Source organism: Yersinia massiliensis CCUG 53443 (assembly GCF_000312485.1).
Lineage (GTDB): Bacteria > Pseudomonadota > Gammaproteobacteria > Enterobacterales > Enterobacteriaceae > Yersinia > Yersinia massiliensis.
The window spans coordinates 548,806-567,170 of record NZ_HE997643.1 but is presented as its reverse complement, the minus strand read 5'-3'; the positions used below and the strand labels follow the sequence as shown (position 1 = coordinate 567,170).

The window sequence follows — 18,365 nt, the reverse complement described above, 5'->3', positions numbered from 1 at the left end:
CATCACGCCACCGTCATCTGTCCGGCATAAAGAATGAAGAAACGTAGAACGAATACGCCGAACAAACTGAAGCCGGATACGGTGATCAAGAATGATACTCGGTGGCGTATGCGATGGCTGCAATATTGGTTTAGTGCCATCGGCAGCACCATGCCGCAGCCAATCACCCAGAACCAAAACATGGCCGCCCAGAAGCCGCCCCCAAGCGCGACAGCCACCGAAACTTCTTTCTGGCCGCCACCAAACCATAGCCCGGTAAAGAATGCCAACAACAGAAATAGTTCCAGCCAGACCACCGGTTTTTCCAGTCGATGGACAAATGCCAGTGCAGGACTGTCTATCGGCTCTTTAAAAAATGTCACCGCACACAATACCATCGCCGCTATCCCTGAAGAGACGCCAGAGAACAGGAATAACACCGGTAAGACAGGATTATTCAGCAAGGGATAGCTCTTTAATGCCGATAGCAGAAAACCGGTATAAGCCCCCAGCGCTACCGCCAGAAACAGCATAAAAGGTTCAAGTTTGCGCTCAAATGGTGCGATTTTGTTGAGTACAGTGCTCACCCAGTTCAATTTGGCATAAGGCTGGATCAATGCCGCTAACCAGTGGCGGAATATCACCGCCAACCAGACCAGCAAAACCACCATATAGACCTGAAACAGCATCACGCCCAACGACATCACCGAGCTGGTGCTGTAGAAAAACATCAGTTTCCAGAAAGTCCATGGCCGAGTGAGGTGCAAGATCAAGATAAACAAGCCGAAGATAACGGCCAGTGGCGCAATGATGGCGGTAGATTTAAGCAACCCACTCTGAGCGGCTTCATCCCCCAACACCCGCCGTTTAACCAATAAACTCACCACCACCATCCCAGCAGAGACGCCGATTAAAAACAGATAAATCGCAATCGGCCAATCCCAGACTAAAGACTCGAAGTGGAACGGCGTATTCGGTTTAGGACTCATCCGGTAATCTCCCCATACTGAAAAGGCACACGGTACAGCTTCGGCTGTGTTCCCAGATGTAGCTTGGCACGATAGATCGTCCGCTGATGCAACAGTTTCACCAGTTCACTGTTAGGATCATCCAGATTGCCAAAAACCAATGCCTTGGTAGGGCAAGACAGCACACAGGCAGGCTGTTTTCCTTGTTTAAGATTGGTCTTTCGGCAAAAGTCGCATTTATCCGCCGTTTTCGTCACGGGGTGAATAAAGCGCACCCGATAGGGACACGCTGCGATGCAATACTGGCAGCCGACGCAGAGATCAGGATCAACATCGACGATGCCCGTTGCCTTATCACGATAGGATGCGCCCGTCGGGCAAACATCCACGCAAGGGGCTTTATCGCAATGCTGACAAGAGTGGCGGTAGAACTGATATTTCACCGCAGGAAACTCACCAATAGGCTGGCTGCGAATGATATTGAGCCGCGAGACGCCCGTAGGGACGTGATTGACTTCGCGGCAAGCATCCATACACGCAGTACAACCGATACAGCGTGTCTCATCATGCAACATACCGTAACGCACACCTTCAATAGTGCCGCTCAGCGCCAATGAACGCCCGATCGAACCGGTCATAAAAATCAGCGCCCCCATACTGACGATAAAGTGACGACGATTGGTTTTCATGGTGTTTCCTTCGGTATCAGCTCCTGCTGGCGACGATGGCAATCCACGCAGATCTTGACCCGACCTTTGTCATCCAAACCCTGCATCGGATCTGTTTTTGGGTGCAACTGATGGCAACTGACACAAGACAGCTTCAGCATATGCACATCATGGGGCCAAAATGCCTCTCGTAATTTCTCCGGCTGATGACAACTCATGCAGACACTGTTTTGTTGCGATACGCTGAACATCGCTTTATCGGCATTCAGCATATCGCTATTAAAACGCATCACATCTTTAACACCGTTTCTGTGTAGAAGTGAGGCTTTACCATGACAGTTGGTACAAGTGACGGCCAATTGCGTATTCGGATTAATGGCTCCCGCATGCTTGCCGTGTAACTCATCTTTTTGCTCTTTGTGGCACTGGGTGCAAGCCGCATCTGGATCGCGCTGCGGCGTCACAACATGACGCGAATCCGCCGCTTGCGGTGGTGCGGTCTGTGTTGTGGCGTGGCTGGGCAGCGTGCACAAGGTCAACACTGCCAGCAGCGCTGCTGAACAGAATGAACGTAAAACGCGCATAGTGATTCCACCTTTGCTATGGCCCCGTATGGAGCCAGTTGTCCCTAGAAGAGATCCGGTGAAAGTCGTTCACCGGAACGCCGCTTACTGGCTCAAACGGCCTGCTTTTCGGGCCTGATCATCCCAGGCTGGCACCACTTGTTGCAGAAACTCCTGTTTCTCGCGATTCAGCTTATCCATATCCATTCCCAACGCTTTTTGCGCATTGAGTTTGGTCGAAATATCCGGCAACGGGATCTCGTGGCTAATGCCTTTCGTTGCGAGCAGGCGCGTCAGTTTGGTACGCGCATCGGCGGCTTTATTCAACGCACCACCCAGCACTTTCAAACCAACATCAGGGGCATGCATATGAATGCCGTGGGAAGCGATGGCATAGTCCCAACGCCACTGCGCATGACGGATATCTTGCAAGATAGGCTTCATTTCTTCTTCAGTCGCGCCGGCATCCCAAGCTGCTTTGGCTTCGTAATGCGCATGGACCAGTTGTTTTTCGACATTCAGTTTCATTTCCTGAATGCTGGCTTTACGTTCAGCGACGATGTCCTGCAACGTTTTTTTGTCTTGGGTATGGCAATTAACGCAAGTGGTTTCGAAACTCTCGAAAGGATTACGAATTTGGTGATCGGTATAGACTTTGCCCGCCGCGTTTTGAATTTTCGGCATATGGCAATCGATACAACTGACATTATTTTTGCCGTGAATACCAGCGCGCCAAGTTTCATACTCAGGATGCTGTGCTTTTAACATTGGGGTTTTAGAAAGCGGATGAATCCAATCAGAGAATGCGATTTCATCATAATATTTCTCCATTGATTCCACGTCGGTGCCTTTGTCCCAAGGGAATTTCACCGCTTTGTCTTTACCCGCGAAGTGATATTCAACATGGCACTGACTGCAAACCATGGATTGTTGGTCTAGACGGCTGGCATGATCGAAAGGCTTATTGATAGATTGCAACGCGCGCTCTGCATAAGGGCGAGATAACACCAATGCAGGTTTGCCCGCCGCAAAATCGGCTGACGCGGTATCATGGCAGTCCGCGCAACCTAACTGATTGACCACTTCCGGCCCGCCTCTGGCCCATGTTCCTTTGAAGTAACCTTCTTCGCCCTGTTCATTGATTAAGCGAGCGACATCCGGGCTTTTACAACTCCAACATGCCATGGGTAAAGGGCCATCCTCGGCGGTTTTCGGTGCAGCTGTACGCAACGTTTCCCGCACATCAGTGACAGCATAATAGTGTCCACGAGGCTTGTTATAATCTTTCGCGAAGGGATAACCCGCCCAAAGGATGACCAAGTTTGGGTCTTCTGCTAAGGCATCTTCACGGGGTCCACTCTCTTTGGTTTTTAGCCAAGAAGTGAACTGATCAATATGCTGCTCAGCGAATTTATCGTTGCGGGCCTCAATCGGTGGCGTCGGTGCTGCCGCCAGAGAAAATGCCCACCCTATCGCCAAAAGAGCCAATATCCCTACCGACATCTGTCTAATCAATTTGCTCACAATATTTACTCCAGTGTATTTTTCCATCCCGGACGCTGTCAGTGTCCGCACCAGATAGTTATTTTTATTTTTAAACCCGTAATAGGAGGAGAAATGCTCAGCCAAGCGAGAGCCTCAGACTGATAACACCCATTGGGTTAAGGCGATATTAAGGAGGTTTTGCCATAAAAGATTTGTAGTAGTGAGAATGCTTGTTTTAGATCAAACAATTTTTGTGTGGGTATTCACTTTTATGAAGTAGCTCAAATAAAACGCTGTAGCGAAACATTTTTGCATAAAAGTCAATGATATACCTCTTTATAGGTAGTCGATGGATTTATCTGAATGTCGTGCAATTTTGTATTTTCTTGAAAAACATCTCTATACTCTTCTCCTGAGATCGATAATTGCTATCGGGCGGTCATCAAAAATGATTCATTTGATACTGTTTTATTTGTCATAAGAATCACAATGAAGATTATCGACATGAGATAGATAGGTATAAGACATTGATAGTATTGTTGATTATTGTCGCGTTTTTGGCGGTTATTGCTCTTTTCTCGTGGTGGGTGATCCATTCAGCAGCGAAAGATACAAAAGATGATTATTGAATTGAGAATGTGAGAAGCAGCATTGCTTCGACGCTACGCAACTATCGCTATGAGTTTGAATCAACGTTGAAAGTCACTGAGGCATTTTTTGTGGTACTGAGGCATTGTTTGTCGTACTGAGGCATTGATTCATAGCTAAAACAAGAAATGCCATTAGAAATTTTGACTGATAGCGTACTAACATGACGCCCTGCTAAGACACCAATGGTAGCTATTTAGGCTATTTCAGGTAAGTCTAAAAAAACAGTAATACTCTCTTTATCACTTCAGAATTCTATTAATTTAAATAGCAATCTCACTCTATCATTCTATTATCCCGATATACCATCAATCATACATCAATAAAGGCTACTTGTAGTTTGATGCCATGATTAATTTTAATATAATGATATATTGGATTGAGAATGCCCAATAAAAAATAGAATCTTAGTATTAATATTCCTAAGATATATAAAATATGGCCCTGCTATCCTTTCATTTACTATTGCTGTACCGACATATTGCAGCACCGACATTCTCTTGCGTCGCTATGGGAGCGAGTCATACCTGCCACAAAAATTGTCAATCTTGGCCATGGCCTTGGCAAGCACTATGTGTCTGTTGTGGGGAACAACATCGGTCATTTTAGTACCGACAACAATGGAAATCTGAGTATCCATTGTTCAATTATCTTTAATATACGGCCTCGTTGTAGAACAGTTGATCAAAAGTCCACATCAATGCAGTGGTACTCATCTGCTGATGGGAATCGGGATTCGCGGTGGTATAGAACTGAAATGGTTTTGGCCGCTTTCATGATTTGTATCCTGACCGAGTAACGCCATGCTTTTGTATGCGGGCATGCCATATCTATCAGAAAAATAATGAATCCTCTTTCCCTACTACAACATAGGTCAAAAGAATATGTGGCGATACGGAGCTGACGGAGGATGGCCAACAGAACCTGAAAACTTGGTGAACACGCCGAATTGACGCACCTAATGAAGCATGAAAAAGTACGATCTGAAGGTGTTTATCGATTAAAGTACAGTGCTTGACTGTACTTTAATCCATCTAGCATTCATTAACAAAACACCTTATTGTTTACGCACAAGAACGAAATGTTTTACCCGTAAAAACTGATCCCACTTAAAGGTTCAGAAGCCAATTTGGCCAACACCAAGGAAGTTTTTAAGCATTATTACTAATAGTTAATAACCTGTCAATTTTTAGTCTCATTCGGTGAAAGTCGAATGAGACTTTTTGCATACTCATAAATCCTAGCAACTTATCCCATTGTTATTTAATAAATAATACGAGCTAATTATCATTTGGTCGATGATGCTCGCCCGAAGAAAGGAATAGCAAGGCGCGCTGACACACTCATCAAACTCAATATTGATTATGCTAAAGCAGATATATTCAAATTTGGCTATTCTTCCTCTCTGCTTGACAGAGACTAACACTTGTATGACATATTCATGCATTATAGCTCGAAAGCAATTAGTATAACTTCCTCATTCTAATATTATGAATTCCAGCTCGACGTCAGAAGAGAGATTCATACAGTATCAATCTTATGTTATACTATTGAAACTATAATGGATTTCGTTCAAGGAGATGACGGGTGTCAAGTTCATTTTTTAGCAATACTTATATTAATGCGTCCATAAAAAGCTATTTGGAGAAAAACCTAAAACCCTTTAACAACATCAAATATGCCTATGCAATAATGAACAAAAAAAACCCCACAAACTTTGCAATTATATCGAATAGAACTGAATGGTTTGAGTTTTACACTAAAAATAATTATCAATTCATAGACCCTGTCCTTATTACAGCATCGTACCGTGTTACCCCCTTCCCTTGGGATGAGAATTTAATGATCAGCTCAGGGTTAAAAATGCCGAAAATTTTTGATATGGCAAAAAATTATAACGTCATTAGTGGATATACCTTTGTCCTTCACGACCACCATCATAACCTTGTTGTTCTGTCTATGATAATTGATGACACTTGTGATGATGATATAGAAGCGTTAATCGCAGACAAAAAAAACGATCTTCAAATGTTATTATTAACAACGCACGAGAAATTGCTAACACTTTACCAAGAGTTTAGTGCCGCAAGTAATCTAGAGAAAACAGCCCCCAAAGAGTTATTCTCCGAACGTGAAAATGAAATACTTTACTGGGCGAGCATGGGAAAATCCTATCAGGAAATTGCCCTTATTTTAGGCATTAAGCTCACCACAGTAAAATATCATATTGGTAATGCGGTCAAAAAACTAGGTGTTACCAATGCCAAGCACGCCATAAGGCTCGGGATCGAATTGAACCTTATCAGACCGGTTTTCCCTACTACTGAATGATAATGGCCAAGCATTTAAATTTCCATTCAAGATGAACGGGGTTTCATTGATGCGGTTGATTAAGATCTGCTGGTTATATTCATCCACAGGCATATAAATTAGATAAATATTTTGGTTTTTCTCTGAAAGCCCCGTTTCAACAACAGAAATCTGCCAGCCAGAACGCTGGAAAATAATCAGCATGGGATGGCTAACAATCGCATAAATACCTTGATAACTCATTTTTTTTGCATAATTGATCATCGATAAAAAAAGAATCAAGCTGATAGGATGTTGTTGAAGACAAAGCGATTTTACCCTCTCTTTATCAATAAACAACCGACTAGCTTCAACATAGTTCCCTTCCGGTAAACTTAAGTTTTTAAAATAAGGTCTAAAAGTATCGATTATCATATTAGGAAATTTTGTTTCTATAAACCTTAAACTGCAGATAACAGCATCATTATATGCACCTAAGATGTAGGTGGTGTTTTTATTATCATAGCCATCGAATTCCATATTTTCTTCACAATCTACTCTCCAGTTAAGGCGATCTTTAAATGTTTTTTTTCTTAGGGAAAATAACTCACTCGATTTTCTTTTGGATAAAGAATCATAATCTAAAGCAAAGAAATCCATCATTACGGCACTCTCACAATATAATAAATTTTTTCAATATTATTATATCAAAGGAAAAACAACAAGTAAATTCGACCACCATAATACAGAACAATCTAATCACCAATGTATAGTATAAAAAAATACATATAAATTTACCGATTTATCTTTCGCTTGCAATGATAACTTTTATAATTAAAGCCAACATCATAGCTTAAGACATGATGAAATAAAACGCTGCTGCATGCAGGGTTTCCATAGCAAATCGTAATCTATTGATGCCAAATACTCCCTCAATGGGCTGATCCATTATTAGATTGCGCTCAGATAATTACGAGTTGAGAATATACTCTCACCAGAATATTCTTAAACATGACGAAATCAACTCCATTTGTGGCCTCCTCCTATAAAGTGAATACCTACATATCAGTAGGGTAGATATTCAAAGCAGTCATCTAATACCACGATTAATAATATGACCACACACTCTATAGCAAATAACCCACGGTGATAAACGGAGTGCGCTTTTTCATACATCGATATTTTCAGCGCAGCCTCATTCTTTGGGCTGTTCGGAGGTACGACTAATACGGGATTGACGACCAAGAGCACGCATAAACCCTGTGCGATTCAAATCCCCGCCTGCGTACGTGTCGTGTTCTAACCCAGTGTTAAGGCCGATTTTTTGTCGATGGTTCATTTTTCCTGCCGACCGAGTTCACAGACAGAACCTGTTAATTTCGGTACTCTCAGATATCCGCAAATGGCTTTGAAGTAAGATTCGATGTTGAGATGCAACAATGAACAGCTTTGACCTGTCATTCTTAAAATATATTCAGGAGCACAGCCCTGTATTAATCAAAGATATTACGACCAAATTCGGCAAAACCACGTCGACACTAAAGCGAGCAATGAAAGAAATTAACGAATTTCTTAAGCCCGCCTACCACCTTCATATCGAGGGGGCGTCGATCATTACGGCCATTACTTATCGAGAATATATCGATTTCCTAGAGCATATTCCTTTTAACCGCTACATAACCACTGGGGAGGAACGCATTAAGGATCTCTGCGTGGCATTGTCCCTGCGGGATGTGGTGAATAAAAGCGAATACTATCGGAAGTTCAATGTTAGCCCCACCACCCTCAAAAATGATAATCAGCCGCTATTGGCATTTCTGCAGAGCAACCATCTCGCTATTACCACTATTCACAAACAAGGGTCGCGGCTAGAGGGTGACGAAATTCACCTACGTATCGCTATCTGCCTGACTATTCTCAAAACCGTAGAAATTGGTGAAGGTCATCTGCTGGTGCCACACAAAGCTAACGAACCAATCAATAAATCGATTGCGACGCAGTTTCTGAGCGAGTGCCAATCGGAGATCCGCACTGCCGCCGAGATTTATCAGCAACGACTAAGCAACAAGATCACGCTAGGTTACAACAGCAAGAAATATTTTCTGGTGTACATGAGTATTGCCCTGCAACGTCGGCGGCGTGGGCACGAGATTACCCACAGCCATAATCTCAACTTTATTCAGTCGCTCGATTTCGCACTGCTGGACAATGAACATGAAAATCGCTTTCTTGATCTTCTGATCTCCTCATTGACCTACACTTGGCGTCCATTTGATGTCTATGACCCTAAGCTAGTCATACTGGTCAGGCATTTTTGTGAGTACATTTCCCCGCTATTACGCGCTGAAATACACAACGCATCGCCGTTCTTTGCTGAGGTTTATCAGTTCATCTATTCCACCATCGTACAAAGCAAGTTCAATTTATACTTCGACGACAAAAAACTGCATGAGGTCCAGACTCGGCATGCCCTGTTATATCAGGCAGTGTTTCAGGCCACCTCAGCCGTTGCGCACTATTATCAGACCACATTTTCGACGGTGCATCTGTCAACACTCGTCTTAATCCTAAAGAAATATGAATTGCAGAATCGGGTTCACAGCGAATATAAGAAACGCATTATTATTGTGACCAATTCTTCGGAAAGTAAGGTCGGCTATTTCAAAGAGGTTTTGAAATCGCACTTCCATATTGAGATCCTTTGCTGTGTCAATATTAACGAGTTGCACACGTTGGAACAGACGCCTTTTGATTTGCTCATTACCTTCACCAATAAAATATCCAGCTACCTGAAGTACTATCAGTTGGATTACATTAAAGTGAATTTCTATTTGAGCCGTGATGACATCTCGCTGCTTGGCAAACATGGACTTTCACGGGCGAAAAAGAAAATCCCTACCGAGGAATTTCTTCAAGATATAGAGGGGTTGGATCATCAGCAACTGCAAACCTTGTTGGGGCAGAAGTATCCTGACTTTTTTATTTAAAACGAAACACAGGGTTGTTGGCAACAGAACGGATGTGAACCGTTCTGTTGCGTGGAACTACACTTCGCGAAGTTGTACCTGGCGCAGCCCGCGACAATAGACATCGATCAAATTGAAATCATCATCCAACACCAGAATATCAGCATCCTTCCCCGAGCATAGAGAGCCTTTCCTGTCCTGCGCCCCCGCCAGAATCGACGGGTTTTCACAAGCGATTTTGGCCACCGATATCCAGCCATTATCCAGACGATCGAAGATGCTCTTTACCGAATCCAAGAAGTTCATCTCAAGTTGCTTCACTGATGAATAGTCGCAGGGACAAACATACTGTGTTTCACCACTATCCGCGGCAATCTCCAACTGCCCTTGCTTGATGCGGAATGTCTCTTTGCGCAGATAATGGTAAAACTCATAGCCCTCAGGGAAGTCGACATAACCCATGCAATCACTCATCAAAACCATTCTTCGGTCGCGTTTAAGGCGATAAAGCAGATCAAAGGCTTCAGGCTTGATGGTGATACCACTCTGTTTTGCCACTTCCGCGTAAGTATCCTGATGGTACATCAGCGCCCCAACCACACCGAGCTCACGATGATGAAAACCACGCATCCCACTGTAAGCGTGAGTGAAATGGCTTAATCCAGCTTCAACCGCCGCCGTCACCTCAGCAAAAGTGGCATCAGTATGCCCTGCCGACGCGGTAATTCCCTTCGCGCGTAGGTGACGAATCAGCTCTAGCGCTCCCTCTAGTTCTGGTGCCAACGTCATCAGGCGGATATTCTGGCCAGCCAACCTATTGAAGTGGTCAAATCCACCAATACTGGGAGGCTGTAGCGAATCGGCTCGCTGCATACCAAGATGTTTTTCGCTGATGTAAGGCCCTTCCATATGGATGCCAATCGCCTCCGCCCCCTCGGCGGGGGTGGCCGTGGCGATATAATCTGCGGCCTCTACCAGCGAAGCTTCCAGAAATGTATTCGGCATCGTCCCAGACGTCGGCAAATATGACGTCACCCCGACCTTCACCAGATCATGACTCATCCATTTAAGCGCCGCTTTATTTCCCTTATAAGCGAAAGAGCCCCGCCCCCAGCCGTGCACATGAATATCGACAAAGCCGGGCATAATAATCTTGTCGCTAAAGTCGATATGCTCGCCGGAAAAATGGGTTTCAAATCCGCTGATTTTCCCTTCTTGCACCAACAAATAACCGGCCTTGACCCCATCAGGGAATACGATCCTGTTGGACTTAATGACGCCAGAGCGGAGGTTATTCATTTCTGCCTCTCAGTACCCGATCAGCCAATTCAGCGGCGATGACGGCACACAGTCCGGTATAAGTGCGGGGATCGAGCAGCTCGGCTATCTCATCAGCCGTGAAATTATCAGCCATCATTGGATCATTGCTCAGTACTTCGCTGTATTCGAGATGCTCATGTGTACTGCGCATCGCCATGCTATAAACCAGTTCATGAGCGGGGTCTTTGCCCAATTTATCGATCAGTTTCATCATGATTTTCTCACTGTTAATCAACCCATGTGTCAGCATGACATTGTCATGCATCCGCTCAGGGTTAATCACCAGCGTCCGCGTTAGCTCCTCGGCGCGCAGGATAATTTCCGCCATCAGTTCAATACTTTCTTGCAGGCTAGCATCAAAAATGAAGTAAGCGGAGCTGTCGGCTTCAAAAGGCCGCGGGCAAACATACAGTGTCGCTGTCAGGACCGAATACAGCTTTTGCGCGTTCGCAATAATGCCTTTCGCGAGTTTGGGATTGACCTTCTGCGGCATGGTACTGCTGCCTACGGTGCCTTTAGTGAATGCCTCTGACACTTCACCAAATTCCTCACTTGAGGTCTGATAAACCTCCTCAGCGATTTTATGCAAGGTCGTCGCCAGCAGACACAGATTGGTGATGTACTCGGCACGAAATACCCTGGCATTACGCGACGGAACCAACATCGAATGCATACCGAGTTCTTCGGCAACCAAATCCTGTACCCTTCTGCCCGGTTCTCCTGTCGCATGAAAAGCGCCTACGGCACCGCCCATCATGACAGTAAACACGCGTTTTTCGGCTTCCTGCATACGTTCGACCGCCGCCAGCAGTTCATAGATCCACACAGAGACTTTATAGCCGTAGGTAATGGGTAACGCGTGCTTACCGTGCGTGCGACCCGCCATCAGCGTGTCTTTATGTTCTTTCGCCAGATGCGCTAGATTGACCAGCGTGTCATCCACGAATTTCATCAGCTTTTGGTGGAATTTCTTCACGATCAGCAGATGGGCCGTCTGTTGAATGTTCTGGGTGGTCACACCGTAATGCACATACTTACCGCTTTGTGCATCACAGGCTTTCACCAACACCTTGATAACCGGAACAAAACCGTGACCAATCTGGCGCAACAGCCGATCAACTTCGGCAAGATCAATGCGCTCAAGCCGGCAGTTAGCTGCGATATTTTCCGCCGCAGCCGTTGGGATCATACCGACCTTGGCTTGCGCCATCGCCAGAGCACCTTCGACATCAAGCCATGACTGTACTCTGGCCTCATGTGTGAACAGGTCTTTCATTCCTTGATGGTCGATGGTCTTACTTTTTGAATCATATAATGCGCGCATGCTGTACCCTCTTAACGCTGTGTAATGCCAGCAAGTTGATCGTCTACCGCATTGCGGACAAACTCGACGTGCGGTCCAAATACGACGTGAATATGGTTGCTGGATGGAATAAACGTCCCCAGTGACCCAGACTCTTTCAGTAATTCCATGTTCACCAATTTCTGATCACTGAGATCAATACGCAGCCGTGACACACAGTTTTCCACTCGTTTGATATTATTCTTGCCACCCAAACCTTCCACAACCAATTGCGCCACCTTGTCATACTCTTTGTTATTTAATAGAGCACTATCGGCCATTTCATTTTCGCGACCTGGCGTTTTAATATCGAATTTTCCAATGGCGTAGCGGAAGACAAAATAGAACACGACGAAGTTGATCGCACCCAGAATGATAAGGTTCACCCAATGGGTATTTTCGTACATTAATCCGAAGATACCGAAGTCGAATATCGTGCCACGAATATAACCAATCGAGACTTCAAGTATTTGCAGTGGAATCGTTAACAGGCCGCACAATATGGCATAGATGATGAATAGCCTAGGTGCAATAAACAGGAAAGAGAACTCCAACGGCTCAGTAATATTGCCGAGGAATGCCGTCAAGACGACTGTTAGGATCATCCCCTTGGCAAACTTCTTGTTCTTAATATAGGCCATGTGATACATCGCCAAACCAATAGCCGGAACACGAAATAACGTGGTCAACATTTGTGATGATGCCAAATAACTGGACAGTGTCGGCATAAACTCATTCCAGGCCGGATGATTTGGTCCCAGTTCAAACAGGATTTTATTCATGGCCGGCAGAATGCCAACGTAGGTTTGCCCATCAATCAGATAAGTGCCGCCGGCTTCGGTAAAGCGGACTGTCGAACTCAACACATGATGTAAACCGAATGGAATCAATAAACGGTTTAAAGTCATGTAAATCCCAGCACCAATGTTCGGCGCCATCATGACGGTCGAAATGCTTCTCATCCCATAGGTAAAGACGTCCCATACAAACGGGATGATCAACCCGACCGGAATAGTGAAGGCAATGGACAAGATAGCGACCGATTTTTTTCCGCTAAAGAACGCAAATGCCAACGGCAGTTGCAGTCGGTAAAACCGGTCCGTGACCTTGGCGGCAAGCAAACCGGCAATGATCCCTCCCAACGCCTCTATTTTGAGTGTTTGGATACCGAGAACCATTCCCTGCCCGACAAAGGCCATATTCTCCGTCACTAATTGATCCATTAATTTCAAATGCACATGCATTGAAATCAACAGCGTCAAATAAGCGATGACTGATGAGAAAACGGCAATGCCCTTCTCTTTCTTCGACATGCCATAGGCAACCCCCATGGCAAATAGCAACGGAATGTTTTGGAACACGACGCTGCTGATTAAACCCACAGAAGACAATATCGCCTTGCAATACGCATTTCCCAGAAAAGGTAGCTTGTCTATCATATACGCCTGACCTAGCGCGCTACAAATCCCCATTAACATCCCTACTGGTGCTAAAACGGCAATAGGCAATAATAGGGAGCGTCCGAATGTCTGTATTTCGTTTTTAAAGTTAGATTTCATTGCTTGGACCCCTGGTTCACTTAACGCCCCTATCAAACTATGCCAACATGCTCACCATCAAGGCCAAATACTGCCTGATTCAAAGCTCAGAATTTGTCCATCAAAAAGGAATAAATACTCAAGGTGCCGGTAATAAGGTGAGATTGCGCTTTCGGCAGAGATGACTGAACAGCCATGACTTCCCTTCTTTCCACAGTCGAAGGAAATTGCTATGTTGATTATTCCATAATTAATATAGGGATTTAAAAAATGGCGAAATTTACTGTTAGGGTTGAGCTACGTGATTCAGAAGATGCCGACTACGACGACCTACATAAAAAAATGGAAATCAAAGGCTTCTCACGCACGGTGATCATTACGGAGTCTGGTGTAAAGAAATTACTTCCAAGCGCCGAATACAGTTATAAAAGTGACACCAAATCCACATCTGACGTTGGTGAACTAGCCGAATCTATTGCTGAGAAAGTAAAGAAGAATCCTAAAATTATGGTGACTAAATCAGCGGGTCATTATTATGCTAATTTTGATTTAGCCTAGAGTTCTCATGCTTATCAGATCCCATTGCTTATTAGCCATCCAAATGCAGGACTCGATTCCTGCATTTGGTAGTATTGGGTGAAGTTGTTTTGGGTAGACGAATTGAGTGGGGGTATTAAGCAACCCATCTATGGGCCACAGTTTTATATCCCTACTGGGGCTTACGAGATATTCTTTCGGTACAAATAAACCAGCGAAGAGAATTGTTAATAGGGCGAGATGAAATGTAGACCTTTCCTTCTTTCACCAGAGTCAACAATAAGGTCCGCGTCGTATAGATATTCTCATCGCACTGGTCAGCCATTTCCCGTGTTTTAGGCCACAATTCCGGCGGCGGCAAGCGCGCCCCCTCGAATGAACTCATCCGTGCTGAGCACAATCTTGCCAATGCATTTAACATGTTTGATTTTCGAATGGTATACGCTTGTGATGTCTTGCTCATATCACTATTCCCTATATGTACCTGGCTTAATCAGCCGCTGAACACCTGTTCGTTTCCTGTTTACTCAAACACCACTTAGTGCGACACAATCCGTCCATCACATCACTACAAGGCTTGATGTCACGTTAACAAGCATATTCACGGATACAAAAAAGTGACGCCAACCACTGACTTGACGTTACCGGCCACGACTTGGCCGGTGGTTCGTGCATAATTGGCGGTCAACCCTAAACTGGTTGACGAGGTGCCAACGACACCCAGCGAGATGTTCTGATTAGTGGCAATCACGCCATTGCGGTTGGCAATCTGAATACCCACCCCTTGAGCGACAGGTGTAGAGGCGGTATTGGCAAAAATCGTGTTTGCGAGATCCGTGGTTTGCCCTGTCAGGTAATAGGCCAAGTTTTGGTTCTGGGCACAACGTATCGTCAACGGTATCGACACGGTTCCCGGATATTCTGGCAGACTCACGTTGACGTCGCGGGAAGAGACGTCACAGCCGCCGGTGGGGATCACCACACTATTGTTGGCGTAGATATTCCAAATATACGCGAACGAGTCCGCATTTTGATTATTGGTCTGATGCATATTTAACACAGCAATTAACGAGCCGTTCTCTACCGCCACGCCACCAGCCGTGCCCATCGGTGTAAGATTAAGTACCGCAGGCCAGGACTTTGGGGTTCTGGAATTATAAATCACCCGGGGGGTTTCAGCCGTGGTCGGGAATGCGTAAGGCGTACCGTCATAAATAAAACTCCCCATAAAGTTCGCCAGTACGCCACCATAGGCTGAACCCGCTTGCAGAGAAACGTAGTCTATCATGGAGTCTGGATAATCATTATGACAGAAGATCCTACGGGACAAATCAACCACCAAGTTTTGGCCCACCCCGATCTGTGGCTCCAAATCCACATACACATTGGCGCTGCCGCCGCCAATAGGAATGGTCGTCCCTGTCGCTGTTTGGCAAGCAAATGCATGGGTATTGGATGAATAGCCAATCATGATCGCAGCTACACCAAGATATTTCAAAAATACGCGGATTAAGTCTTTCATATGTCCTTCATCATCAGGAATAGGTGTAAGTCACGTTGATCAGGGATTGAATCGAACCCTGTGTCGCATTACCGCTGGGTGTGATGGCCCTCACCTGCAACACTAGGTTGGCGGACAATGAGGCATTATTCACCGCCACGACTTTGGTACTGCCGTTGGGCAGATTCACACCGTCGCTATCGACCAGTTGCAGCGCAATGTTGCGGGCCTCGCCCTGATTGGCGTAATAACTGTTGGTGCTATCGGCCGTGCCAGAAAAGGCCGCGGTGACCTTTGTGGTCCCTTCCGGGCAGTTGGTGAGACTCAACGTCACCGAATGCCATGGCGAAGTCGCATTCACCGCTAGCAGGTTGAAAGTATACAAATCATCCAGTTCTACCGTGGTAGATACGGTGGATACCGTGCAAGGTTTGGCCACCACCTTGCCATTGATAGTGATGGTGACATCTGCTGCTTGTGCCAGAGGGAGTACTGTTATCAGTAACCCACCAACGAGCATCAGTAACCACCCAGCGAGCGACCCCAGTTTGTTTATGTTCATAGCCCTTTCTCCGGTTACTGAAATTCCAGGGTAAAGTTTGCCGTAGCGCTGACCTGACCAGCAGTCACCGGTGTACCGGTCGCCATCAAACGCGCATAGAAATACAGCGTATTGGACTGTCCAGCGGTTATGCTTGACCAGTTCAGCCCGCTCGATGTCTCATTGAGAGCAATGGCATTGCCGTTGTTATCGAGGATCTGTATACCCATGCCGGCCGCCGCACCGGCACCACTGTCGATTTTCAGCAGGCTGAGGTTGTCGCTGTCTGCTCCACCGGTGAAACCCGTTTTCACCGCGATCGCCGAGCAATTATCGAGCACAATGCTGAACGGTATCATCGGCGTTGTTGCCCCTACCCGATGCAACTGCTTGGCCGCATTACTCAACAGATCCACCACAAAACTTTGTGAGCCCGGTGCAACAGAGCAGGCATTGTCCTTAACGTAGCCGCTAATGGAGATGGTGCTGTCCGCGGCCTGCGTTACTTTGGTGCTAAACAGCGCCAGCAGACACAGGATATAAACTTTTGTTCTCATTACTTGCCTCTCCCGCATCACGTCATCGGCATGCTGCCGTTAGATAGCTAAGTGCCCGATGTTGACTTTCCGGCGGCAGTTGGTAACTCACCACGCACTGCTCACCAGCCCCCTCACCCCATTTGGCTTTCACTTCACCACTTGGCGGCAAACCGGTCAGATACACCTGCCCACCGTCGGCCACAATGCTGCCAGAACGGCCATCATCGAAAGACACCACCGATCCGAACGGCAAGGGTTGTCCGTTATAGGTCAGCGTCATTAGTACCTTCAAACCAACACGGGTTTTAAAGTCGGCCAACACCACGGCGCCGTGATTCGGCACCACATTGATTACCGCCTCGTCCAACTCGACGTTGTTTGCCAGCGTATTGGGGTTCAGTGCCACGCGATTTTCTCGGTAATCCATGGCAAACGGCAGCACGGCATATCCCCGCCAGTCGGTATAGATCCCGCTCTGATTTTCCACCGAAACGTTGCCTGCCCCCGGCGCTTTGACCAAGATCAGGGTGTCGTTCAGCGGTTGACTCAGGGTGATACCATTCTCATGCGCCAGCACGCCGCCGCTCAGTCCGTAAAACAGTTGGCTGGTACCACTACTGCGGCTGTACCCAATGTTGGCATTGCCAGAAGCCCCGCGATAAGACAGCGATGTATTCCCCGTCTCGCCTGAAGTGCCCATTCCGCCGCCGGCGTAACCGGCCTGCACGTTGTAACTCAGGTTGTTATCCTCCAGTAACGTGCCATATAGCCCAGCCTGATTGGTCATCCTGCCGCTCAGATCGTCAGACATGCTGTAACTGACGGTGGAGCGATTGAAAGCGGACTTGTTGTCGGAACGCAGCCAATGGCTGAACGGGATGCTGACGTTGAAGGCCAACATATTGTCGCGTCCCTCCTGCCAGGCATTTTTGGTCAGGCTGTAGCTGAGGGTGTAAGTGATATCCTCCAGCGTGCCGCTGTAACCGGCCTGAAGTTGTTCATCTGCCTTACCAACCCCCCAATAAGTCTGGTGACTGCCGGTCAGATAAAAAGTCGCATTGTCCCCAACCTGCTGAGTTAGCGTTATCTGCAACCGACCACGCTTGTTGTAGGCCAGATTGTAGTAATCGGTGAGCTTCGGCGTGAGCTGGACAATACCGTCATCTGTTGCCACGCTGTAGCCATTCATCCGGCTCCAAGTGGTGTCAGCCAGACTGTAATAGCCGCTGGTGGAATAACGGTAACCGAGCAGTTGCAGGTTGGTGCCCCACTCATTTAGGGCCTTGTTATAAAGGAAGCGCAGTGACTGCCCCTGATGCGAGCTGTCATCCGGCAGGGTGGCTCGGGCTTGGGTGATGTCCAGCGACACGGCACCGGCAATGCCCAGATCTTTAGCCATCCCGAGATTGAATGCACTATAACGATCGGCAAGCTGGGTACCACCGGACACCGTCCAGCCGTCAGCCAGCCCCCACATCAGC

Annotated in this window: 15 protein-coding genes; 3 read left to right on the top strand and 12 right to left on the bottom strand. The window is 46.4% G+C overall.

The genetic code is table 11. The features are described from left to right. Positions 1 to 2 precede the first annotated feature (2 nt). The 4 genes from nrfD to nrfA all read right to left on the bottom strand — a co-directional run bounded on the left by nrfD (position 3) and on the right by nrfA (position 3,681). Complete coding sequence (gene nrfD, locus BN68_RS02505; protein WP_019209569.1) at positions 3 to 968, bottom strand: cytochrome c nitrite reductase subunit NrfD; 966 nt, start codon at positions 966 to 968, stop codon at positions 3 to 5. After that, complete coding sequence (gene nrfC / locus BN68_RS02500; RefSeq protein WP_019209568.1) at positions 965 to 1,636, bottom strand: cytochrome c nitrite reductase Fe-S protein; 672 nt, start codon at positions 1,634 to 1,636, stop codon at positions 965 to 967. Before nrfC ends, nrfD begins: the two co-directional genes overlap by 4 nt. Beyond that, positions 1,633 to 2,199 (bottom strand): cytochrome c nitrite reductase pentaheme subunit, encoded by a 567-nt coding sequence (gene nrfB / locus BN68_RS02495; RefSeq protein ID WP_019209567.1) that lies wholly within the window; start codon positions 2,197 to 2,199, stop codon positions 1,633 to 1,635. Before nrfB ends, nrfC begins: the two co-directional genes overlap by 4 nt. Before the next feature lie 84 nt (positions 2,200 to 2,283). Then, entirely contained in the window at positions 2,284 to 3,681 is a 1,398-nt protein-coding gene (gene nrfA, locus BN68_RS02490) for an ammonia-forming nitrite reductase cytochrome c552 subunit (RefSeq protein WP_019209566.1), read from the bottom strand. A gap of 2,217 nt (positions 3,682 to 5,898) precedes the next feature. Here nrfA and BN68_RS02485 point away from each other — a divergent pair. Then, positions 5,899 to 6,642 carry a helix-turn-helix transcriptional regulator gene (locus tag BN68_RS02485; protein ID WP_019209565.1) on the top strand — a complete coding sequence of 248 codons (744 nt, stop codon included), beginning with the start codon at positions 5,899 to 5,901 and terminating at the stop codon, positions 6,640 to 6,642. On the opposite strand, the gene BN68_RS02480 is transcribed toward BN68_RS02485, so the two are convergent. Beyond that, complete coding sequence (locus BN68_RS02480; RefSeq protein WP_071822383.1) at positions 6,559 to 7,263, bottom strand: acyl-homoserine-lactone synthase; 705 nt, start codon at positions 7,261 to 7,263, stop codon at positions 6,559 to 6,561. The genes BN68_RS02485 and BN68_RS02480 overlap by 84 nt on opposite strands. Before the next feature lie 776 nt (positions 7,264 to 8,039). Here BN68_RS02480 and BN68_RS02475 point away from each other — a divergent pair. Further along, complete coding sequence (locus BN68_RS02475; protein WP_019209563.1) at positions 8,040 to 9,587, top strand: helix-turn-helix domain-containing protein; 1,548 nt, start codon at positions 8,040 to 8,042, stop codon at positions 9,585 to 9,587. A 57-nt stretch (positions 9,588 to 9,644) separates the two neighbouring features. Here the strand turns inward: BN68_RS02475 and BN68_RS02470 are convergent, their stop codons facing one another. From BN68_RS02470 to BN68_RS02460, 3 genes are read right to left on the bottom strand one after another with little or no spacing between them, the layout of a single operon-like run. Beyond that, positions 9,645 to 10,865 (bottom strand): N-acetylglucosamine-6-phosphate deacetylase, encoded by a 1,221-nt coding sequence (locus BN68_RS02470; protein ID WP_019209562.1) that lies wholly within the window; start codon positions 10,863 to 10,865, stop codon positions 9,645 to 9,647. Then, on the bottom strand, positions 10,858 to 12,210 hold the full coding sequence (locus BN68_RS02465; protein WP_019209561.1) for a class-II fumarase/aspartase family protein: 1,353 nt from the start codon (positions 12,208 to 12,210) through the stop codon (positions 10,858 to 10,860). The genes BN68_RS02470 and BN68_RS02465 overlap by 8 nt, the downstream gene beginning before the upstream one ends. Before the next feature lie 11 nt (positions 12,211 to 12,221). Further along, complete coding sequence (locus BN68_RS02460) at positions 12,222 to 13,787, bottom strand: PTS transporter subunit EIIC (protein WP_019209560.1); 1,566 nt, start codon at positions 13,785 to 13,787, stop codon at positions 12,222 to 12,224. A 249-nt stretch (positions 13,788 to 14,036) separates the two neighbouring features. Between BN68_RS02460 and BN68_RS02455 the strand changes: the two genes are divergently transcribed. Next, entirely contained in the window at positions 14,037 to 14,324 is a 288-nt protein-coding gene (locus BN68_RS02455; protein WP_019209559.1) for a type V toxin-antitoxin system endoribonuclease antitoxin GhoS, read from the top strand. 580 nt (positions 14,325 to 14,904) lie between these two features. Here BN68_RS02455 and BN68_RS02450 read toward each other — a convergent pair. The 4 genes from BN68_RS02450 to BN68_RS02435 all read right to left on the bottom strand — a co-directional run. Next, the gene (locus BN68_RS02450) at positions 14,905 to 15,825 is read right to left on the bottom strand and encodes a fimbrial protein (protein ID WP_019209557.1); all 921 of its coding nucleotides are present in this window, start codon (positions 15,823 to 15,825) and stop codon (positions 14,905 to 14,907) included. A 13-nt stretch (positions 15,826 to 15,838) separates the two neighbouring features. After that, positions 15,839 to 16,366, bottom strand: coding sequence for a type 1 fimbrial minor subunit FimG (gene fimG / locus BN68_RS02445; RefSeq protein WP_019209556.1), 528 nt, complete (start codon positions 16,364 to 16,366; stop codon positions 15,839 to 15,841). 14 nt (positions 16,367 to 16,380) lie between these two features. After that, on the bottom strand, positions 16,381 to 16,902 hold the full coding sequence (fimF, locus tag BN68_RS02440) for a type 1 fimbrial adaptor subunit FimF (RefSeq protein WP_019209555.1): 522 nt from the start codon (positions 16,900 to 16,902) through the stop codon (positions 16,381 to 16,383). A gap of 22 nt (positions 16,903 to 16,924) precedes the next feature. Further along, positions 16,925 to 18,365 (bottom strand): fimbria/pilus outer membrane usher protein (locus BN68_RS02435; protein WP_155965372.1); only part of this gene is annotated, 1,441 nt, incomplete at its 5' end.